General features: G+C 50.8%; 18 protein-coding genes. 14 read left to right on the plus strand and 4 right to left on the minus strand.

Annotated elements, in window-relative coordinates; genetic code table 11:
- The first annotated feature begins 4 nt into the window (after positions 1–4).
- The 5 genes from MUN86_RS21260 to MUN86_RS21280 all read left to right on the plus strand — a co-directional run bounded on the left by MUN86_RS21260 (position 5) and on the right by MUN86_RS21280 (position 5124).
- Positions 5–667 (plus strand): DUF4142 domain-containing protein, encoded by a 663-nt coding sequence (locus MUN86_RS21260; protein ID WP_245119987.1) that lies wholly within the window; start codon positions 5–7, stop codon positions 665–667.
- A gap of 51 nt (positions 668–718) precedes the next feature.
- Positions 719–1486 (plus strand): TMEM175 family protein, encoded by a 768-nt coding sequence (locus MUN86_RS21265; RefSeq protein WP_245119988.1) that lies wholly within the window; start codon positions 719–721, stop codon positions 1484–1486.
- A 441-nt stretch (positions 1487–1927) separates the two neighbouring features.
- The gene (locus tag MUN86_RS21270) at positions 1928–3337 is read left to right on the plus strand and encodes a T9SS type A sorting domain-containing protein (protein ID WP_245119989.1); all 1410 of its coding nucleotides are present in this window, start codon (positions 1928–1930) and stop codon (positions 3335–3337) included.
- A gap of 669 nt (positions 3338–4006) precedes the next feature.
- Complete coding sequence (locus MUN86_RS21275) at positions 4007–4441, plus strand: hypothetical protein (protein ID WP_245119990.1); 435 nt, start codon at positions 4007–4009, stop codon at positions 4439–4441.
- Between the two features lie 41 nt (positions 4442–4482).
- Positions 4483–5124 (plus strand): T9SS type A sorting domain-containing protein, encoded by a 642-nt coding sequence (locus tag MUN86_RS21280; RefSeq protein WP_245119991.1) that lies wholly within the window; start codon positions 4483–4485, stop codon positions 5122–5124.
- A 131-nt stretch (positions 5125–5255) separates the two neighbouring features.
- Here MUN86_RS21280 and uvrA read toward each other — a convergent pair whose 3' ends face one another.
- A complete protein-coding gene (uvrA, locus tag MUN86_RS21285) occupies positions 5256–8129 on the minus strand; it encodes an excinuclease ABC subunit UvrA (RefSeq protein ID WP_375379510.1) in 2874 nt (957 codons plus the stop codon).
- A 426-nt stretch (positions 8130–8555) separates the two neighbouring features.
- Between uvrA and MUN86_RS21290 the strand changes: the two genes are divergently transcribed.
- The 6 genes from MUN86_RS21290 (at position 8556) to MUN86_RS21315 (ending at position 13174) form a co-directional block, all read left to right on the plus strand.
- The gene (locus MUN86_RS21290) at positions 8556–9233 is read left to right on the plus strand and encodes a hypothetical protein (RefSeq protein ID WP_245119993.1); all 678 of its coding nucleotides are present in this window, start codon (positions 8556–8558) and stop codon (positions 9231–9233) included.
- Between the two features lie 172 nt (positions 9234–9405).
- Entirely contained in the window at positions 9406–9882 is a 477-nt protein-coding gene (locus tag MUN86_RS21295) for a hypothetical protein (protein ID WP_245119994.1), read from the plus strand.
- A 314-nt stretch (positions 9883–10196) separates the two neighbouring features.
- The gene (locus MUN86_RS21300; protein WP_245119995.1) at positions 10197–10769 is read left to right on the plus strand and encodes an MBOAT family O-acyltransferase; all 573 of its coding nucleotides are present in this window, start codon (positions 10197–10199) and stop codon (positions 10767–10769) included.
- Positions 10694–11422: an MBOAT family O-acyltransferase gene (locus MUN86_RS21305; protein WP_375379451.1), complete on the plus strand. Its 729-nt coding sequence runs from the start codon at positions 10694–10696 to the stop codon at positions 11420–11422. Before MUN86_RS21300 ends, MUN86_RS21305 begins: the two co-directional genes overlap by 76 nt.
- Before the next feature lies 1 nt (position 11423).
- The gene (locus MUN86_RS21310) at positions 11424–12749 is read left to right on the plus strand and encodes an alginate O-acetyltransferase AlgX-related protein (protein WP_245119997.1); all 1326 of its coding nucleotides are present in this window, start codon (positions 11424–11426) and stop codon (positions 12747–12749) included.
- Between the two features lie 176 nt (positions 12750–12925).
- The gene (locus MUN86_RS21315; protein WP_245119998.1) at positions 12926–13174 is read left to right on the plus strand and encodes a hypothetical protein; all 249 of its coding nucleotides are present in this window, start codon (positions 12926–12928) and stop codon (positions 13172–13174) included.
- A gap of 51 nt (positions 13175–13225) precedes the next feature.
- On the opposite strand, the gene asnS is transcribed toward MUN86_RS21315, so the two are convergent.
- Positions 13226–14638, minus strand: coding sequence for an asparagine--tRNA ligase (gene asnS / locus MUN86_RS21320; protein ID WP_245119999.1), 1413 nt, complete (start codon positions 14636–14638; stop codon positions 13226–13228).
- Positions 14639–15011: 373 nt separating this feature from the next.
- On the opposite strand from asnS, the gene rpoN reads away from it, so the two are divergent.
- Entirely contained in the window at positions 15012–16601 is a 1590-nt protein-coding gene (gene rpoN, locus MUN86_RS21325) for an RNA polymerase factor sigma-54 (RefSeq protein ID WP_375379452.1), read from the plus strand.
- A 99-nt stretch (positions 16602–16700) separates the two neighbouring features.
- Here the strand turns inward: rpoN and MUN86_RS21330 are convergent, their stop codons facing one another.
- A complete protein-coding gene (locus tag MUN86_RS21330; RefSeq protein WP_245120001.1) occupies positions 16701–19373 on the minus strand; it encodes a T9SS type A sorting domain-containing protein in 2673 nt (890 codons plus the stop codon).
- Positions 19374–19526: 153 nt separating this feature from the next.
- Between MUN86_RS21330 and MUN86_RS21335 the strand changes: the two genes are divergently transcribed.
- Positions 19527–20162 carry a hypothetical protein gene (locus MUN86_RS21335; RefSeq protein WP_245120002.1) on the plus strand — a complete coding sequence of 212 codons (636 nt, stop codon included), beginning with the start codon at positions 19527–19529 and terminating at the stop codon, positions 20160–20162.
- A gap of 75 nt (positions 20163–20237) precedes the next feature.
- On the opposite strand, the gene MUN86_RS21340 is transcribed toward MUN86_RS21335, so the two are convergent.
- Complete coding sequence (locus MUN86_RS21340) at positions 20238–21629, minus strand: FAD-dependent oxidoreductase (RefSeq protein ID WP_245120003.1); 1392 nt, start codon at positions 21627–21629, stop codon at positions 20238–20240.
- 301 nt (positions 21630–21930) lie between these two features.
- Between MUN86_RS21340 and MUN86_RS21345 the strand changes: the two genes are divergently transcribed.
- Positions 21931–22092 carry a hypothetical protein gene (locus MUN86_RS21345; protein ID WP_245120004.1) on the plus strand — a complete coding sequence of 54 codons (162 nt, stop codon included), beginning with the start codon at positions 21931–21933 and terminating at the stop codon, positions 22090–22092.
- The last annotated feature ends 178 nt before the right edge of the window (positions 22093–22270 follow it).

Below are 22270 nucleotides of genomic sequence, written 5' to 3' on the forward strand. Positions count from 1 at the left end.
CGCTATGAAACGCTTTCTTTTTAGTGCCTCTTGTCTTGGCCTCTTGGCCCTTGGTTCATGTAGTCAGTCTTCCGACACCAGCGCCGCTGGCGCCGATAGTGCTACTGGTAGTGCTCCAACCAACACCGAAGCCGGTGTAATGGATTCTTCGGCCACTGGTGGTATGAGTGGCGACACTGCTTCTGCTAGCGCAGCTGGCGGCGCGGCCATGGCTGACCCAAGTGGTCCGACTGCCCCACACACCGACGACCCAACCTTTATGAAGTCGGCGGCGCACAGCGACCAGAACGAAATGCAGCTTAGCAAGCTTGTGCTAGAGAAAGGTGCTACCGGCATGGCCAAAACCCACGCCGACATGATGATCACCGATCATACTAACTCGACAGCTAATCTGAAAGCTATAGCTCAGAAGAAGAATGTGACGCTGCCCACCGACATGGATGCCGAGCACAAAGCTATAGCCGAACAAATGCGTAAGCTTTCCGGCAAAGAGTTAGAGAAGAAGTTCATGGATCAGATGGTAATAGACCATCAGAAAACGTTGAACACGATGGCTGCTCACAAAGCCATGACCAAGGACACGGATCTGCAGACTTTCATTACGAAGACCACGCCCGTTATCGAGAAACACTTGACCATGTCGAAAGAGCATTCGGGCATGATGTAAGAAGCAAGCTCTAGTTTGTTCTTATACAGTTGAAAAAAGCCGTTGCCTTAATTGGACAACGGCTTTTTTGGTTCTTTAATAGCTCAAATTCTATATTTGACTGATTTCGGTAACCTTTCTCCCATATATCAATGCTTTATGGATGGCAACGAAAATGCTCAGCATAACCGGGAAGCGTTTCAATTGGAACGCCTCATGCTCTTTACTGATGCTGTTTTTGCTATTGCTATAACGCTGCTAGCTATTGAATTAAAGGTTCCAGAATTACATCACCCCACAGAGCACGCAGCTTTAAAAGGTTTAGCAATTCTAACCCCTCGGTTTGTAGGCTTCTTTTTAAGCTTTTTCATTATCGCTATCTATTGGTTGGCTCACCACCGAATTTATCGGTTTGTAATACGTGCTACCCCCCGACTGCTGTGGTTAAACATCCTTTTTTTGCTCAGCATTGTACTTATGCCTTTCACTACCGCATATCAAAGCGAATACGTTATGCTCCGTACACCGTGGGTGCTATATGCGACAAATATCCTTCTTATTGGCTTTGTGCAAGTTCGGATGCAGTTTTATCTGCGTAGCTCAATCGCCAATGTGGTACATCCTATCGAACGACAACATCCCGACCTCGATCCTGTGCGGCCGATGCTTTCGCCCTTCATATTTCTATTTAGTATATCGCTAGGATTTATGCCTATTGCGCCGCCTTGGCTATTGCGTATGACACCTACGTTGTTAGCTCCGGTCTTCTATCTATATCAGCGTAGGTACCGGCGATTAGAACGGGAATACAAGCAACAGGTAGATACGCAACTCACATAGATTATAGATTATTACTTATCGAGTTGGCAAAGCAAAAGCTTCCGATTAACTTTTAAGAAAGCAGACTATTTAACGCAGTTGTGAACTGAAGAATCACTGCCATATACATTAGATATCCAATGATAAACCAAGGAGTTACATCTAAAACGCCATCTGCGAAAACCGCACAATGCTGCGTAGAGATTTTAATATCCAGTTCGTTTAGTTTGTATTGAGTAAGCACAAGAGTTGCTGAACAATACTTTTACTCATTAAAGGTCTTGCACTTATCAATAGCTAATCTAATACCTGTTTGTTTCTCGCTTTTTAGCTTTTCGCTAACGATCCTTTTATATAAATACAACAATAAAATACAATTGCTAAGCTTCATATAACGCTTCGAACACAGTACGTATAAGCTAGTATTGTATTTCTGCTGTTACTTTTCAACTTTTATATACTATGCGTCAAATTCTGCTTATCACAACTTTCGTTCTTCAGTCTTGGCTGGCCCAAGCTCAGTGGGGAATAACGCCCATTTGGAGAACTATCACTTCTCAAACTCCTATTGACAATAATCTGGATGGAAATACATCCATTGTTTGTGAGCATCCGGCCGGTGGATTCGTGGCAATATGTGCTCTTCCTAATCCTCAAAATCGTAGGGAAGTGTACTTGGTACGCACCAACTTGCAAGGGACCCTTTTATCAACTAAAACAACTTTACTCCGGGCTGATAAGCCTATCCAAGGCAACGCAAAATTTTCAAGCGATGCGCAGGGCAACATTATGATAGCAGATAGTTACGGTGTAGCCAAGCTCACTGCTAACGGTGATACCGTGTGGACACGATATTTCCCACAGTCTTCTGCTGGGCAGATGTTTGCCACTCAAATGGTCACCGGTCCTGATGGACACTGTGTAGTGGTTTGCCAAAAGACTGAAACTGGCACTAGTACACTCCCCGATCTACGCGCGTTTAAATTCGATGGAAGTACTGGCCAAACCATCTGGGACACTTCGTTGACGCCAGCTTTGTCAGCTATTTCCGCTGTTCCTGTTACACTTAGTTGGCGACCAATGCTTGCCCGTAGAGCTAGCGGCTACTTCCTATTTATAGCCACCACGTCTGATAACAAGGTCATTTTACTTAACGAGAATGGCAGTGCATCATCTATTCGCAATACCGCTGTCTCAGGGTTACCCTTTGTTAGATCCATATTCAGCCGTACGAACACAACATTCGTTGCTTCGGACAACGGTAACTTAATCAAGCTTAATGATCAAGGAAATACTATTGGTTCTTTATATGATTCAGATCCAGGAATAATCACTTGCCTAACCGAAGACAGTCAAAACAACATTATTGGAATTAAAAAATATGTGACAGGATCGTATCCTGGTGGCCCCACTCTTACTTTCATGTTTCTGCAAAGAGTAGCCAACGATATGCAATCTCAATCCATTAGAGAACAGGTTTCACTTCCTGTGAGCACGGATGGACGGTCTTATTCTATCTGTGCATCTTCCATTGGGCCTTACATTGTTTCAGGAAACTTTGGTGGCTTTGGTTTGGCGGCTTTGCCAGCCTACACGCCTTTAGCAACTGCTACTGGCCGAGTGAAATCGGAAAATCTCACGCTCTATCCTAATCCGGTAGCCAGCCAGGCTGTCGTTACACTCAGTTTGCCTACCAAAACAGTTGGAGAAGTACGAATTTATGACTTGGCTGGCCGCCTTCATGGCCAGCCATATCGTGTGGCCAATGTTACTGCGCAGCTACCAATTACAGGATTAATAGCGGGTACGTACGTTGTACACTTAACTGCTGCGGATGGGCGTATATACAGCCGTCGCTTGGTGATTCAATAAGATTAAAATATCAGTCTATATAGTACCCTGTCGTTGCTTTGGAATTCAGTTTCCTTACTACTGTGCACTTCCTCTTACCGAGACCATGTTCACCCTGAACCCGAGGGAAACAGCTAACCGTGCTGCCTAATTTATTCTTCGCCAGTCGCCGTTTGTTAGCGGCTTTTTATTTGAGAGCTACGACTACTTAGAACGTAAGTCACCTTAGTTTTTGTCGGTCAACAGATAAGTACATAAATTCAGCTTTACTAATATATTATTTACATGTTTCACAGATACTTACTGCTCCTATTGTTGCTGGGAGCTACTAGCACAGCGCAAGCACAAGCCCTATCCACCGATGGATTTGCCTGGCAACGTTGGTATCCGCAAAGGCTACCCACACAGGATGCCAATGTGCACAAAATATCGGCAGGAGGATTCCTGTTAATAGGTTTGCACAATGTCGACAGTGCCCATACGGCCTTAAGTGTAGTACGGACCAATGAGCAAGGTGATACACTTTGGACTAAATGGCGACCGTTGAACCTTGCCTTACGGCCTACGCCCATCTTCCGGTCGTACCCACGTTTAAAAAGCCTACAAGATTCGCAAGGCAACATCGTACTGAGTTTCGGCCACCACGTAGTAAAACTCAGCGTTGCCGGTGACACGCTCTGGACACACTCAATGGTGCGTCAAACCGGACTGGTAAGCCCGATGCAAAACGCAATTACCACTAATCCTGTAATAGCATCAGATGGAAACTACACAGTAGCTTATCAGCTTTTTAGTACAAATTATGCTATAAGCGATACGCACATAGCAAAGCTGAGCCAAAGTACCGGGCAGATTCTGTGGAGCCAGAGTGTGGGCAGCTTAATAAACTCAAACAACTATATCTTAGATCTACCTAATGGTCTTATCTCCCTTGTAAGACAGCAGAACAATTATAAGTTATTCACAGAGGGTAGAACCCCAACACTCTCTTCTTTTAATAATTTCGACATTCTTGGTATTGCGACAATTACTGAAAACGGCACTAATAGCTTTGAACAAGTCAATCCCATTAATAATAGAAGAGGTTTTAAATTAGCTATACCTACCGCCGATGGGGTATCCTAATTGTCGGACAAGTTTTAATCAAAATAGCGGCAGCAGGAAATGTGACGTGGATCTTTGATCAACCGATAATAGGCGGAGTCGGTCCTTTTGTTGGGAGAGTTGCGGGAGTTAACGTTGCTATTGAAAACGCTCAAAGTAATATTGTCGTGTCCGGAACTGGCTTTTATCCAGCCGGTCCTGGGCGTGGCTTTTCAAATGCTCCAGTAGAGCACTACACAAGCAATGGTAACTTCATAAGTTCTAGAGGTTTTCAGACGCCAGTTAGTGGGTACGGCCAATCGGATGGCTCTTATACTGGTCTTTTTTCTGATGCAGACGGTGGCTATACAATAGGCGGCTTTGCCAGTACCACCAACAAGATTCGATTTTCGCAACTAATGCTAGCGAAAATAGCCAGCTACAACCCCCTAAGCCAGCGCAAAGCTACCAGCCAGCACCCATTGCATGTTTTCCCAAATCCTGCCATTGACGCTCACGTCGAGCTACAACTTCCAACGGGCTTTCGAGACGGCGAAGTGCTTATAGAGGATATGATCGGTCACTTACTGTGGCGCCAATCCGTTACTAATATCCGTGCTTCAACTGTAGCTGTGCCTATTGGCAATCTAAAGGCAGGTGTGTATTTATTGCGGCTGGTGGCTGGTGATGGTACTGTCCACCAGGCTCGTTTGGTTCGCCAGTAACCAAAACTGACTTCATCTGTATTGCAGCATATTAATATAAAAGCCATGACCTTGGCATTCTATTGTTGCCAAGGTCATAACTTTTAGAGTTCAAGATTCAAGGCTTAAACTCGCACTGGTTTTCTTTAGTCTTATGCTTCCGCGTATTTACTGGTTCGCAACTCTTCAGCTAAAAAGCGGCTCGTATGGCCTTTACCTGATTTGGCTACTTGCTCGGGAGTACCTTGCGCCACAATAGTACCGCCAGCAGCGCCCCCTTCGGGCCCAATATCGATGACGTGGTCGGCCACTTTTATCAAGTCAAGGTTGTGCTCAATAATAAGGACGGTATTGCCTTTGTCAGCCAGCTTTTGGAGCACATCGGCAAGGTGGCTGATATCCTCGAAGTGAAGGCCAGTAGTCGGCTCATCGAGGATATAGAACGTTTTGCCGGTGTCCTTTTTGCTGAGTTCGGTAGCCAATTTCACGCGCTGCGCTTCCCCGCCTGAAAGCGTAGTAGCCTGCTGGCCGAGGGTGAGGTAGCCCAATCCTACTTCGTTCAAGGTCTGAATCTTGCGTAAGATGCGGGGCTGAAACTCAAAGAAGTCCACGGCCTTTTCGACAGTCATGTCAAGCACGTCGGTGATAGATTTTCCTTTGAAGCGTACTTCCAGGGTTTCGCGGTTGTAACGGCGGCCTTTGCAAGTTTCGCAGGGTACGTGCACATCGGGCAGGAAGTTCATTTCGATGGTTCGGATACCGGCACCTTCGCACGTTTCGCAGCGTCCACCTTTTACGTTGAACGAGAAGCGGCCAGGTCCATATCCTCTGATCTTAGCCTCCGGCAACGACGAAAACAGCTGCCGAATCTCGGTGAACACGCCGGTGTAGGTGGCTGGGTTCGAGCGGGGCGTGCGCCCAATCGGCGACTGATCTACCTCAATTACTTTATCAATCAAGTCCAACCCTTCAATGCTCCCGTAGGCCAGCGGTTCACGCTTAGCGTTAAAGAAGTGCTGGTTAAGAATTGGATAGAGCGTATCATGAATGAGCGATGACTTGCCAGAACCCGATACCCCCGTAATAGCGATGAGCTTGCCGAGCGGAAACTTCACGGTCACGTTCTTCAGGTTATGCCCTTTGGCACCCTTCAACACTAGTTCAGTGCCTTCCCCTGTCCGCTTTTTCTTACGCAACTCGATGTGCTTCTGTCCACTGAGGTATTGCGAGGTAAGGCTACCCGAATTGAATATCTCTTGCGGCGTACCAGAAGCCACAATGTGCCCACCATGGATGCCCGCGCCCGGACCAATATCAAGCACGTAATCGGCGTGCAAAATCATGTCTTTGTCGTGCTCCACTACAATCACCGAATTACCGATGTCGCGTAGATGCTGCAAGGCCTTAATTAGTCGCTCGTTGTCACGCTGGTGCAGGCCAATGCTAGGCTCGTCCATGATGTAGAGTACGCCCACAAGTTGGGTACCAATCTGAGTGGCCAGACGGATTCGCTGGCTTTCCCCGCCGCTGAGCGTCCGCACCGAGCGGTGCAGATTCAGGTAGTCGAGGCCCACTTCAAGCAGGAAGCCAATGCGCTTGCGAATTTCCTTGAGCAATTCGCGCGCAATCAGGTTCTGGCGGTCGGTCAAGCGCGTTTCCAAACCTTCAAACCAGCTCGCTAGCTCGTTCAGGTCCATCACCGATAGCTCGCCAATGTGCTTATCGTCCATTTTGAAGTGCAACGACTCCTTCTTGAGGCGGTAGCCGTGGCACTCGGGGCACTCCTTGGCTTGCGTGTACTGCTGAATCCACTCCCGAATGTTCTCAGAGTCAGACTCCATCTGGCGCCGCAAAAACGGGATGATGCCTTCGAACGGTTCGGCATAGTTAGCTTTTTTGGGGTCAGCCTCGTCGTCTTCGGGTATGCCGTAGAGTAGTCGCTCAATCAGATCGTCGGGCAACTTCTCTAGGGGCGTGCTCAAGCTGAACTTCTGGCGCTTTAGAATGGCGCTCAGCTGCTGGAAAATCCAGATGTCGCGGTACTCACCGAGCGGAGCAATACCGCCGCGGCTGACGCTCAGCTTGCGATCCGGCATCACCGATTCCTCGGTTATTTCCTGCACCTCGCCCAAGCCATTGCACACCGGGCACGCACCGTAGGGGGAGTTGAAGCTGAACGTGTTTGGAGCCGGATCGTCGTAGGCAATGCCCGTGACGGGATCCATGAGAAAGCGCGAGAAAAACTGCGTTTTCTTGTCTGCTTTTTTCTCGTCGGGGTCCAGCACCAACATGGTGCCTTTGCCATGAGTTAACGCATTCTGCACTGAGCCCGACAAACGGAACCGATCCTCCTCCTTCACCACCAGCCGGTCGATTACGATTTCGATGTCGTGAATCTTGTAGCGGTCCACTTGCATCTTAGCCGTAAGGTCCAGTAGTTCACCATCAACGCGCACTTTGGTGAAGCCGAGTTTAGCAATCTGTTGGAACAATTCGCGGTAGTGACCTTTCCGGCCCTTTACCACGGGAGCCAACACTACCAGCTTCTTGCCGTCGAAATGCTGCAGGATGTAATTGATGATCTGGTCGTCGCTCTGCCGAATCATCTTAGCACCAGTGGCGTAGCTGAAGGCTTCGGCCGTGCGAGCGTAAAGCAGACGCAGAAAGTCGTATATCTCGGTGATGGTACCCACGGTGGAGCGAGGGTTACGCGAGGTAGTTTTCTGCTCGATGCTGATTACCGGCGACAACCCTTCGATCTTATCAACATCGGGCCGCTCCAATCCGCCCATGAAGCTCCGGGCGTACGCGGAGAAGGTTTCCATGTAACGGCGCTGTCCCTCGGCATAAATCGTGTCGAATGCCAACGATGACTTGCCGGAACCCGAAATACCAGTGAACACCACGAGTCGCCCACGCGGAATTTGGATCGAAACGTTCTTCAGGTTGTGCTCGCGTGCTCCGTATACCTCAATGAAGGGCGACTCGATGCTGCTGGCCGAGCCGGTAAGCTGTCCGCCGACAATAGCCGGCTGAATTGCTATAGGCAAAGCAACCGGTGCTACAGCCACTGTTGAGGCCTCTTGATTTTTTACCGTGGCTTTAGGAGCCTTCGGTAACTTAGGAGCTTTAGGCGATGCAGCAGATAATGCCGCGGTTGATTTTTTAGCCATGCACTAACGATGCGAATAAGTCTGCAAAGGTACGTAAAACCCGACCTTCTTACTATCCCGAATAGCTTATTTGCCAAGGGGTTTGGCTAACATAATTCGGAGTATTCAGCCGACAATAGGTGCGGGCAGACTGCCTATAACAACGATGATGGTCTAAAAGTCTCAGCTTAACTGAAGTTCTACGTGGAGCACTGAGATTGTGCGGCTTACGTGATGAAATCGAAAGAAATGGCGCCGTTATTGCATTGTATAGCTTAGAAACTTTTCCTTTCTGAAGTCATGAAACTCCTCATAAAATCAAGCTTGCTTTTACTGCTAGGGCTACTGCTACAAAGCGGCGCTGCTCAAGCACAGGTGCGGGTGAGCGTCAACGTAGGACCGCCTGCTTGGGGCCCAGCTGTTGGCTCCGGTGTAGAATACTATTACATCCCGGAAATTGACGGCTACTACGACTTGTATACGCAGCAGTACGTGTACCTCGATCCGTATGGCTATTGGGTTAGCACGCCCTATTTGCCTTCATACTACGCCAGCTACGACCCTCGTTTTTTCCACCCCGTTGTAATCAATTATGTGGGCCGCCAGCCGTGGGGCTATATCCGCGACCACCGGGCGTACTGTAATCAGCGGGGTTGGCAACTGGGCCGCTACTACGGCAACAACGGCTACTATGGCAACGGTCGTCGGGGCAGTTATGCGCCAGCACCAAGCTACCGCCAGGCTCCGGGCCGTTACGACAGCTCGCCCTACAACAACCGCGGCTATGCTCGCAGCAACGACTTCGAGCCTAGCAACCGCGGCAACTACAGCCACGACGATCGTCATGACCGTGACAACTACCGCCGTGACGAGCGAAGCAACTGGGACAACCGAAATAATGCTGGCCGCAACAACCGTGGCTTCGAAGGAAGCCGCGACGAGCGAAGCGTTCCTATTAGCCGAGGCCGGGGCCGATAAGGTCACTTTTTAAGCAATTTTGGAAAGAGCGTCTTCAGTGTGAAGACGCTCTTTTTGTTATGCCCATCGCACCTAGTGGACTTCGAAAGGATAAGCAGGATGGCGCTGCCGTAAATTGGCCTCTTTCTTGCTTTTATTAAATAAGCTACGACAAAATCCTAATCTATTTCTCATGAAGACTATCCTAAAACTTGCTCTAGCGTTGTCGCTCACAGGCCTCTCCTTTTCCACACAGGCCCAAGGCCGCGGCAACGCTGTACGGCCTTCTTGGGGTCCGACTGTACCCGCCGGTAAGCAGTATTACTACATTCCAGAAGTCGGAGGCTACTACGACCTTAACGCCCAACGCTACGTGGTAAAGCGCGACAACCAATGGGTGCGCGTAGTGAACCTCGACGGCTATACGCCTTCCTCTTTCCACCCTGTCGTTATCGACTATGTAGGCGCACAGCCATGGGGTCAGATTAGCCAGCATCGTACCCTGTACCCCGTCAGTTTACCGCCCGGCCAAGTGAAACGCTTGCAGAGCGGCAAAGGGCTACCGCCCGGCCAAGCTAAAAAGCTAAGCGCTGCTCCAGGTGGAGTGTATGTAGTGGAGGGCAAGAACAAAGGCAACAATGGTCATGGCAAAGGCCACGGCAAACACTAAGCTTCTTCTGCGTACGTCAATAAAAGGCCGGACTCCATTATGGAGCCCGGCCTTTTTCGTGATGCCAACTGCTAAACCTGTATTTTCGAGCCAGCTTACAACGCCTATACCTTACACATTCAATGGTATTTAGTAGTACACTGTTCCTTTTTTATTTTCTGCCGGGCTTTTTGTTGCTTTATTTTCTTACTCCTGCTCGGTTCAAGAATATAGTAGCATTGGTGGCAAGTATTGCCTTCTATGCATGGGGAGGCCTCAATTTTTTGGCTCTATTTGTTGCCTCCGTTGTAGTCAATTTCTTCCTGATTCGGCTTATGGACAAAGCTGAAGGTTGGCAGAGACGCATCTATCTGACCATGAGCATCATCATTAATGTGGCGATGCTGTTTTACTTTAAGTACGCTAACTTCTTTCTGGAGAATTTCAGCGCTGTAAAAACGTCTCTAGGCGGGTCGGCACTGACATGGGAGAAGGTAGTGCTGCCGATCGGCATTTCCTTTTTCACTTTCGAAAAGCTCACCTACACCATTGACGTGTATCGCGGTGTGAATAAGCCTTTGCGCAGCTTCTGGGATTTCATGCTCTACATCATGCTATTCCCGAAGATGATTGCTGGCCCCATCGTGCGCTTCCACGAAATAGCCAGTCAACTTACTGACCGCCGAGCCTTCGATACCGTCGATCATAAGTTGGCGGGGTTGTTTCGCTTTGTTATTGGTTTGTCGAAGAAGGTACTTATTGCTAACGTGTTGGGCCAAGAAGCCGACCGTATTTTCGGGCTGAATCTAGAGGACGTGTCGGCACCTTTAGCGTGGCTGGGGCACTGGCGTATACCTTCCAGATATACTTCGACTTTTCAGGATACTCGGATATGGCTATTGGGTTAGGTCGAATTATGGGGTTCCAATTCCCAGAGAACTTCAACAATCCCTATGTATCGCGAAGTATCACTGAGTTTTGGCAGCGTTGGCACATCACGCTTGGTCGCTGGATGCGCGATTATCTGTATATCCCTTTGGGAGGTAACCGGGTGAAACCTAGCCGGCTTTATATCAACCTCTGGACCGTATTTATCCTCTCAGGGTTTTGGCACGGGGCGGCTTGGAACTTCATTGCATGGGGTGCTTTCCATGGTTTGTTTCTAGTGCTTGATCGGCTATTTCTACTGCGCATTTCCAAGCGTTTGGGCGCCTTCAGCATCGTTCCTACTTTTCTAGTTACAGTAGTAGGTTGGGTGCTATTCCGCGCCGAAACATTAACCGGAGCATTATCCTATGTGAAGCGCATGTTTAGCGGCGGTCTAGGAGAACTGCCTTACTTCAGTAACGAGTTCTGGATTACACTGGCGATAGCAATTCTTTTTGCCTTTATGGCTGCTTTGCCACGGGTGGAACGCTGGGAGGTGAGCATGCTGTTTGGCGAAAAGCTCAGCTTGCCCCGTGCAGCAAGCCTTACGCTAGCTACAGTGGCGTTGCTCATACTTAGTGCAGGCGCCATCATTGGCAATTCATTTAATCCATTTATCTATTTCCGCTTCTAGCGTGGCATCTTTATTTTCTCGCTTCGCAAAGCAGTTCTTCTTGGCAGTGCTGCTCGGGCTGTTAATCTTGCCTGCTGTGCAAGCTCGGTTTCCGTTATTCGAGATAGGGGAGCTAGGTGGGTATTTTGAGCGCGCACCCCATCCTGACTTTACTTGGCCCTCTTTGCTTGACAATAGCTACCAGCCAAATTTAGAAAGGTACGTGGAAGACCGGATTGGCTTCCGCGAACTGCTGATCCGCATTAGGAACCAGGCCGCTTATTCGTTGCTCAGAGTCAGCAAGGCCAATAAAGTGTTAGTTGGAGATGATGAAGTCTTGTTAGATGAAACGGCTATTAGAGCCTATCTGGGCCAAAACTTCAGGGGCGAGAATGTAATCCGAACCGATGTAGCCAAGTTCAAGGCAGTGCAGGACAGCTTAGCGCGACGAGGGGTTCTTTTGATTTTCGCTATTGCACCAGATAAAGCCAACTTTTATGCTGATAAATTCCCAACTTATTTCAAGCATTTGCCACGTGGAGAGAGCAACTATGTGGCTTATGCGAGAGAAATGAAATCTAGAGGTGTCAATGTCATTGACTTGGCACAAGCTTTTCGGCAGTGGAAAGACACAGCTTCGTATCCATTATTTCCACGCGGTGGCATTCACTGGAGTGGCTATGGCATCACGTTAGCAGCCGATACATTGTTCCGTTATATCGAGCAACGTGGGCATATCGATCTACCGGATTACTCCGTTGATCGGGTCGACATTAGTGATAAACTCCGGGATTCAGACAACGATGTAGCTCGTGCTATGAATTTGCTTTATGAGCCTACACCATATAACATGGCTTATCCTAATGTCGTATTCCAAGACCCTAAACCTGGACAAGAAAAGACTGACCTGTTGCTCGTTGCTGACAGCTTCGGCTGGGGTCTCATAGGCTTTTACCCTTATCTACCCAAGTTATTTAAGGAGGACTTTCAGTTCTGGTACTACAACCAGGCGGTGGCAAAAGGTAATCCGACGGAGCCAGGAGGTGCTCCGGTAGACCGACCAGTAGACCGCAAAACTGAGATGCTGAATCATCGTGTTATTATAGTTATGTACACGCAGCACAATCTGGGTGGTTTCGACGGGGGTTTTACTGCCGAAGCCTATAATTTACTATGCCCTTACAGTGCCGCTGATTCAAGCCGCATTCAAGCTATAAAGCAAGAACTAAAACAATCAGTGATAATTCAGGACCAACTTTGGGAAAAGGCAAATACGACCAATCAGAGCTATGACCAGTTACTTCATGAAATGGCTGTCTCGCAGTTCGAGTTAAGCAAATTACAGTAGACACTGTTGTATATGTATAAGCAAACCGCATTCGGGCAAGAAGAAAATCTGTAATAAATGTTGCTATCCTTAAGGTCTACATTACCCTTTCATTTGCCACCGAATGAGAGGTTCAGCAAAAAGGCAACTCAGCAAATATCATTTCTCGTACTAGGTTCGCACCCACTCCCACCGCTATGTCTACTTCCTATCAACCCATCAGTTGCTCTTTTTACGACGAGCTAGAGGCCCGTGCCACCACTGGCCAGACTTGTACCCTCACCTACCGCACCGAGCCTGATACGCCACCTAGCACCTATACTGGTACAATTCAAGACCTTTTCATTAAAGACAAAGTAGAGTACCTCCGCCTCGCCGATGGTTTTGAACTACGCTTGGATGCGCTAGTGGCCGTGGATGACAAAGAGCTACGGAACTATTGCTAACAGAAAAGGCGGCCTTAGGGCCGCCTTTTTTAATAAAGCAAGTCACACTTTTTAAAACTCGGCACTCTTCGGGAAGCGTGGGAAGGGAATAACGTCGCGGATGTTGGACATACCGGTAACAAAGAGAATGAGGCGCTCGAAGCCTAAGCCGAAGCCAGCGTGTGGCGCGGTGCCGTAGCGGCGGGTATCGAGGTACCACCACAGGTCTTCTTCAGGCACGTGCATTTCCCGCATCCGAGTGACAAGCTTCTGCAAGTCTTCCTCACGCTGCGAGCCACCAATGATTTCGCCGATGCCGGGGAAGAGGACGTCCATAGCTCGGACGGTGCGGCCATCGTCGTCCAGCTTCATATAGAACGCCTTGATTTCCTTAGGGTAGTTGGTTAGAATGACAGGCTTTTTGAAGTGCTTCTCCACCAGATACCGCTCGTGCTCTGACTGCAGATCGGTGCCCCAATCCACTGGAAACTCGAACTTTTGCTTAGCCGATTTCAGAATTTCAACGGCTTCGGTGTAGGTGAGGCGCTGGAACTCGTTGTCGACTACAAACTTCAGGCGGTTCAGCAGTTCCTTGTCGTACTGGTCGTTGAGGAATTGAAGGTCGTCGGCGCAGTGCTCTAGGGCGTAACGGACCAAGCTGCGGAGGAAGTCCTCGGCCAGGTCCATGTTGTCGTGCAGGTCGTTGAAGGCCACTTCGGGCTCGATCATCCAGAACTCGGCGAGGTGGCGGGCCGTGTTGGAATTTTCGGCGCGGAAGGTGGGGCCGAACGTATAGATCTTCCCTAGGGCCATAGCGGCCAACTCGCCTTCAAGCTGCCCCGATACCGTGAGGTTGGTGGCTTTGCCGAAAAAATCTTGCTTGTAGTCCACTTGGCCGGCTTCGTCAAGCGGCGGGTTTTGCTCGGGCAGCGTGGTTACGCGGAACATCTGGCCCGCACCTTCGGCATCGGAGCCGGTGATGATGGGCGTGTGGACGTAGAAATAGCCGTTGTCGTTGAAGTACTTATGGATGGCAAAGGCCATGGCGTGCCGGATGCGCAACACCGCCCCAAACGTGTTGGTGCGGGGGCGTAAGTGCGCTATTTCCCGCAGAGCTTCCAGGGAGATGCCTTTCTGGTCGCTGCCGCGCTTCTGCAAGGGATACTCCTCTGGGTTGGTAGTGCCAAGCACTTCGATTTCCGAAGCCTGAATTTCTACCGCCTGGCCTTTGCCCTGCGAAGCCACTAACTTACCACGCACAGCTAGGCAAGAACCAGTGGTTACTTCTTTCAAATTTTCCTCCGGGAATATCTCGGCATCGGCTACCACCTGAATAGTGTGGATGGTGGAGCCGTCGTTGAGGGCAATGAATTGCACGTATTTGTTGCCGCGGCGGGTGCGCACCCAGCCACGTACTAGCACTTCACGGTCCAGGTCGGTGCTGCGGAGCAGATCCTGTACGCTGGTCTTTCGGAGGTCGGACATTGAAACGTTACTTCTCGGGGTTGATACTCGGTATAGAATCGGTAAAGGTAGGACTTTTGAAAAGGCAGTGAAATCCTTCTAAAGAAGTAGCCTGCGAGTTCAATTAACTGGTCTGGGCATTCGTCTCATCCTAGTGGTAGTGTCTACTTCATTCAGTTAATAAGCAAGACCTTTTTAAACCTGTAAACGCCTGAAATTGGCTACGCCCTATTTATCCTTGCTTCCATCTTATTGTTGAGTATTTAAGCAGATTATTTGTTTGCGACGACTATGATCAGCCCAACATTTTACCTGAAACGCAAGTACAGAAAGGCCTATATTTGACCTAACCGCCTCCGTTTCCATCCTAACAGGGCGTACGAGTTTTTTGAGTATGCAAAGACTGGACATGAAGCAGCTTCTCTCGCAGAAGCTGTCGCCCCAACAGATACAATTCATTAAGCTGCTGCAAATTCCGACGGCGGAGCTGGAAGCCCGCATCAAGGAAGAGCTGGAAGCTAACCCTGCTTTGGAGGAAGGCGACGATGCCGACGACGAAGTAGAAGATCAAGAGCGTGATGACGACTCGGCTGATGAAGCTGATGATTTCGACGACCCCGATGCCGAGTTTGATAATCCAGACAACACACTGGACGAGGACTTCGACAACGACAACCAAATCGAAGAGCAACCGGAAATAGATTTGTCTGCCAAGGACGAGCCCACAGAGCAAACCGAAACCAGCAACGACGACCTCGACCTGAGCGACTACCTCAACGACGACGAAATAGCGGGTTACAAGATGCAGGGCGACGGCCCGGGCGAAGACGAAGACGACCGGGAAATGCCCCTGGCCGATACCAGCGGTTCCCTTATCGACAGCTTGATCGACCAGCTAGGTTTTGCCGACCTTGATGAAAAACAGGAAGCCATTGGACGCCAGCTGGTTGGCTCCATCGACAACGACGGCTACATTCGCCGCGACTTATCGGCTATTGCTAACGACTTGGCTTTCTCGCAGAACATCGAAGCTTCAGTGCAAGAAATTGAAGCGGTACTGCACTTGGTACAAAGCTTCGATCCACCGGGCATTGGCGCACGAGACTTGCAGGAATGTCTACTGCTGCAACTCGAGCGCCGTCCGCAGGACGAAGCAACCGAGCACGCCGAACGGATTCTGAACGAGATGTTCGATGAGTTCACCAAGAAGCATTATCAACGCATTCAGCAGCGGCTGGACCTAGAAGACGACGAACTCAAGGATGCTATTGCGCTCATTCTGAAGCTGAACCCCAAGCCCGGCGGCAGTGGTCCGGTAGGCGGCGGCAAGGTGCAATACGTCATTCCTGACTTTATCCTGACCAACGACAACGGCGTATTCAACCTCACGCTCAACTCGCGTAATGCCCCCGATTTGCGGGTATCTCCGGCGTACACAGAAATGTTCCGGGCTTACGATAAAGGCGCCAAGAAAGACAAGAAGCTAAAGGAGGCCGTCACGTTTGTAAAGCAAAAGCTGGATTCGGCCAAGTGGTTTATTGATGCCATCCGGCAGCGCCAGAACACGTTGCTCCGGACCATGGATGCCATTGTGCGCTACCAGCGGGAATTCTTTCAAGAGGGCGACGAAAGTAAGTTACGTCCTATGATTCTGAAGGATATTGCGCAGGAAATCAATATGGATATCAGTACCGTGAGCCGGGTAGCCAACTCGAAATCGGTGCAAACAGAGTTCGGCATTTACCCCCTCAAGTATTTCTTCTCCGAAGGCATTGCCACCGACTCAGGCGAAGATGCATCGAGCCGAGAGGTGAAGCACATTCTGAAGGAAATTATCGAAGGCGAGAAGAAAGACCGTCCTCTCTCCGACGATAAGCTGGAAAAGATGCTTAACGCCCGCGGCTACAATATTGCTCGCCGCACAGTCGCCAAATACCGCGAACAGCTGAACATTCCGGTGGCTCGCCTGCGTAAGGAGCTGTAAAAACCCTATTTTTCAATTTCGTTCACTTGAGCTACATGCTGAAGCTAAAAAGACCCGAAGCAAACTGCTTCGGGTCTTTTTATGGTGATATACAGTCTCTTACTGCTTCACCACGCGTTGGGTAGCGGTTTGACCGTTGCCTTTCACTTGCAAAATGTAGGCACCAGAAGCTAAGGTAGCCGGCGGCTGTACGTCAAGCTGTTGCGCGGCGGCGCGGGCCGTGATGCGGTGCACTACCCGGCCCTGCATGTTGGTAAGGGTAAGCACGGTACCGGCCGCAGCCGGGCGGTCCAGTTCCACACTTAGCTTCTCACGAAATGGGTTAGGATACGCATTGCGCACGAAGCCGTTGGCGGCTACCGCCGCGCCGCGAGTGCTGAGTACGCGTAGCGCATCGGTGGTGTAGAGGCCACGACCGTGGGTGGCGGCCGCCACTTGCTTGTCAGAAGTTCGCATGCGTAGCATATCCACCCGAACGTTGGCGAGGCCATTGTTGGCAGGCTGCCAGCTTACGGTGCTAGCGGCAAGGTTGTCGGTGGCCCACACGCCCAGTTCGGTGGCCAGCATGATCCGGGTACCGTCGGCGGGGTCGAATAAAGCCCACCGGACAGGCATGTCAGGTAGATTGCCTTCTACATTGCGCCACGCCGTGCCGCCGTTGGTGGTTTCCCACACGCTAGTCACGCCATAGTTGGAGTACGTCACAACTAAATGTTGCTCATTGTTGCGGTCTACGGCTACACAAGACACGGAGCCCGGGGCTGGGCTAGCTGCCGGCACCCGAATCTCCGTAATAACTGGTGCCCGCGGCGCCACATTCAGCGTGGAGTCAATGCGTAACACCTTACCCGAGTTGGTACCCACATAGATGCGGTTGGCAACGCCCGGCGACACGGTGACGTGCGTAACGGTACCAGCGCCTGGCAATGGCACCGCAGTAGCCGTAGTACCCGCCGTAGTGGTAGCGTTTAGCCAGCGAAACATCTGGTTGGCACCGTAGCCGCCGTACATGGTGTTGGAGCGGCTATCGTAGTCGGTAGGGTTGATGAAGGACCCAAGCGTGGCGCTGATATTATGATTGGAGAAGCTTGTCCCGCCGTTGGTTGAGCGGCGGTACTGTGAGTACACATAGCTTGTAAACTGGAACTGAGGTTCGTCTTCGTCGATAAAGCAGAAAGCTCCGTCGCCGCCCGTGGCCGTGGTGGTGCCCACTACGCCAACCCCATTGAAGAGCTGCGTGCCGTTGTCTTGCGAGCCAGCTAAGAAGTAGTTTACGTTGGTAGGGTGCACTGCAACAGCGTAGAATTGGGTGATGTTCAGGCCTTCTACGCGCGTGCTAAAGACGGGAAGAGCCGGAGTTTCCACCGACGCATTCATCGTCACGGATACACCGCCGTCATTACCAAAATAGCAGATATCGGGTGTAGCGAAGGCAATGGCATGGTGGTCGGCGTGCAGATAGCCTGCCGAGGTACGAGCCGCCGTCCAGTTCGACACCTTCGTCCAGATAACCGGATCATCGGCCGCCGTGGTGGAACGGAACACGTCCAAGCCACCCACATAAATCAGGTCGGGGTTGGTAGGCGATACGCCGGCCAGCAGGTCGTACCAGGCCTGGCTGCTAGCTAGCGCAGTGGCATTGCCTCCGGGCAAGGTCATGGTTACCCAGGTGTCGCCACCATCGTCGGAGCGGTACAGATTAAGTACTCCGCCCGTGCTGGAGCTCTCCATGATGGCGTACACCCGCCTAGCCCGACTTGGTGCACAAGCCAACTCGATGCGTTCGTAGCCGGTAGTAGGTAGGCCGGAATTTGCCAGTGTGTTGAGCTTAATCCAGGAATTGGCGTCGCCGGAGGGCGAACGATAAATACCATCTGTCTGCCCCGCTCCGATGCCAGCCGTAGCGAACAGCGTCCCGTTGGCCGAAATCTCGATATCGGCAATGCGGTCGAGCACTGCTCCTACCCCAGCACCTAGCACTTTCGTCCAGGTGGAACCGCCATTGGAGCTGCGAAACAAGCCAGCGCGGGTGCCCGCGTACAAGTCGCCTGTGGTAGGGTGAACCAGCAGCTTCTGAATGTACTGAAAGTTTATGCCGGTGGTGCTGGATAGTTGCTCCCAGGTCTGACCGTGGTTGCTGCTCTTCCAAATACCTTCTCCCCGAATGGCATCGGCGTTCGTGAATCCTTCGCCCGTACCGAAATACATGATATCGGCGTTGCGAGGGTCCGCTGCCAATGCAGTAATAGCCAGGTTGGAAAAGAAATTGTCTACACTTTGCCAAGTAGCGTTCGGATCGAGGCCCTTGGTGGTTTTCCAGAGGCCACCACCCACCGAGCCGCACCACACGGTGTTGCCGCTAGGATCGGCGGCATCTACGAGTAGTGCACGCGTGCGGCCACCCACGTTAGCTGGCCCACGTTCTGCCCATTGGGTTAGTGTAAGGCTGCCAGAGGTAGGTCGTTGGTTGGCACGCTCGGCTAATAATCGTTGGGCATATTTCTGGGCCAACACCAACCGTTCACGCGGCACGGTACCAGTAGCAGGGTCCATGGTTAGGGCCACTTCTTGTTCGATTGCCAAATCTGGCCGATCTTCCCTATCCCGGTCTTCCTCTTCCTCCTCTTCAAACTCCCGCTCCTCGCGCAATTCTTGCGACAAGCCGGTTTTGTTAGGTTGATGCTGCCACCACCAGGTGCCACCTGCAAGGGTGCCGGCCGTAGCTAATCCAAGTAAAAGTTGCCGCCCACGGGGGCCCAATATTGTACCCATTATATCATAAAATGAAGTGAAAATCTGCTCTAACAGGGATACAGCACACGCCGTACGCACGAGGTTGCTAAAGATAGTACAAGCCGCTACAAAAGCCAGTTGGTTTAGTAGCTTTGATTGTCATTCCCAGCTTACTAGGGTCCTACTCATTCCTTGAACCGCTCTATTGCCCTTTTATTCTCAGTTGTCTGCCACCCATTACTACTTCCTAGCTACTTGTTCTATGTGGTGTGCTATGAGTTGCCGGGCGTGGTGCGGTATCCGCTTCCGGCTAACCGCTGGCAGCTGACTTGCTTGGTTGCGCTGTTCACGTTTGTACTACCGTCGGTGGGCACTGCGTTGCTGCTGTGGCGCGGCTTGATAACCGGCAGTATGGAACTACCGGAGCGGCGGCAGCGTCCGTTGCCTTTTCTACTGGCTACGCTTAGTTTCGGCGCCGCCACGCTGCTCCTGAATAGCATGCCAGAAGCGGTTGATGCCTTGTTACGGTATATGCTCCTTGGCATGACCTTAGCCGTTTTGCTGACGCTGCTCGTTTCGCTGCGCTGGAAAATAAGCGCCCACGGCGTAGGAGTTGGTGGCGCTGTTGGGTTGATGATGGTGCTTTACGTGCGAGACACCTCAACCGGCTTTCCTATTGGCTGGCTACTAGCCAGTATATTACTAGCGGGCGTGGTGCTTAGTGCCCGCCTAGCACTAAACGCGCATACCCCGGCTCAAGCGTGGGCAGGTTTCTCGTTGGGTATAAGCTTGGTATTAGGTTTGGGAGTAGGTTCCGCGTTGACTTGACTTAGCATCATCTCTCTTCCTGGTTGCAGGTAAAGTAATAGAGCCTATGCCAAACTTGCTAAAGCCTGCCTGGTACTATTTTAGTTTGCTCATCTCCTCACGTAACAACTGTTGCACTTGGTCTTGCTCGTAATCCGCTTCTGTTTGAATGTAGGGCATCAAGCGGCTCATGATGCGTTCCTGCCGCTGGCCATTTGCCAAAGCTTCGGCGTACGGAATATGCGAGAACGTAACCTGCGAGTACAGCGGGAGCCATTGCCCTGGATACTGCGCCGAGATTTTTCCTTCTATCTTTTTCTGCAGCAGAAACCGAGGGTCGGCTACTCGGTCACGCATCTCCTCGAAGTTGTAGATGGCTAAGTCGGCCATAGCGTCGGCGTCGGGTTTGCGCTGGGTTTGAAACCGTTGGAAGATAGTATGCCAATCGGAGCCGTATTGGTCTAACAGAGAATTGAGTACTGAACAGTCTTCGAAGCCGGCATTCATGCCTTGGCCGTAGAATGGCACAATAGCGTGCGAAGCATCCCCAATCAACAACACATCATCGTCGAAAGCCCACGGAAAGCAACGCACTGTGACGAGAGAACCAGTTGGGTTCTCGAAGAAATCGGCACCTAACTCGGGCATAAGCGGCACAGCATCTGGAAATACTTCCTCGAAGAAAGCCTGCACTTGCGCTGGTGTTTGCAGCGCCGCAAACGAGTGTTGGCCCTCGTAAGGGAAGAACAACGTACACGTAAATGAGCCGTCCAAATTAGGGAGGGCAATCATCATATACTGGCCACGTGGCCAAATATGTAGGGCGTGCTTTTCAAGTTGCCAAGTGCCGCCTGGACCGGGCGCAATATGCAGTTCCTTGTACCCGTACTCGAGGTAGCTCTGGGAGTAGTTGTAGCGGTCCGTTTTCTGCATAGCCGCCCGCACGGCTGAATATGCCCCATCAGTACCAAACAATCGACGAAACGGATGTATCTGTTCTTCTCCCGTAACGGCATCGCGCAACTCAATGGTATGCTCGCGCAGGTCTACGTTCAGGCACTGCTGGTTGAAGTGCAACGATACGCCTGGTTCGGCTTCGACCAGATCCAAAAGTTTGCGGTTGAGGCCAGCCCGCGACACCGAGTAAATCGCCTGATTGGCTTGCCCGTACGGCTGGTGCGTGAGTTGTCCACACTGGTCGTGCATCATACGACCGTACATCGGGATTCCCACTTGGCGCACCTCGTCGCCGATGCCTACTCCTTCCAACGCCCGCCAGCCCCGATCAGACAAGGCCAGATTGATAGAGCGACCTTCCAGCGCCCCGGCCAACCTTGGATCGGCGCGGCGCTCAAACACGTCTACCTGATGGCCGTGCCGGGCCAAGTAGAGGGCAAGCAGCGACCCAACCAATCCCGCGCCCATGAGCGTGAGTGATTCGGCTGGGGTTCCGGTAGGTGCAATGGCGGATGTAGTGGCGTCAGACATAGAGTTAACCTATACGGTGAGAGCGGCGAAGCTAGTTGTTCAACGCCAAATTTGGCGTGTCCTGTGGAAAGCAGTTCACCGGATAAAGCCGATAGTTCGACTTGTTTTCATCCCAGGTTCATCGTAATCATTTATTGCATATAAGCGAGGCGTTTAGATTTGAATTATAAAACGAAGCGGTTGAACAGCTCCCCTAATCTGAGCCCTTTCTTCTTCGTTAAGCTCAACAATCAAGCCCTTCACCTTCTACTCTTGCTTCGTTGTGGCTGATTCATCTTCTTCAACTCAACCGCCCACCGTCATGCCCATTGTTGTATTCGACCTTCAAGATTACAACTCGATTTCCGTACCCGCGGCGGATTCAGCCCAGCTTGACCCCGGTGAAGTTTTTCGCATCGGTGAATTTTTAATTGGCGACAGCGACTGCTCCAATCTAGGGGGCCATCCGGATATCCGCTACTAATTTTAAAGTGGCCATACACTTGTTTTTAGGCTAATTCAGCAACAACCGCTCACCAAGCATTTTTTATTGGCATCAAATCTGCAAGGCAAATCAGATAAAGCTCATATTAGTATTATTATAAATTATATCCAACTATTACACAACAGCTAGTATTTACCTTTTTCAATACACAACTTCC

It is taken from the genome of Hymenobacter volaticus (assembly GCF_022921055.1).
GTDB lineage: Bacteria > Bacteroidota > Bacteroidia > Cytophagales > Hymenobacteraceae > Hymenobacter > Hymenobacter volaticus.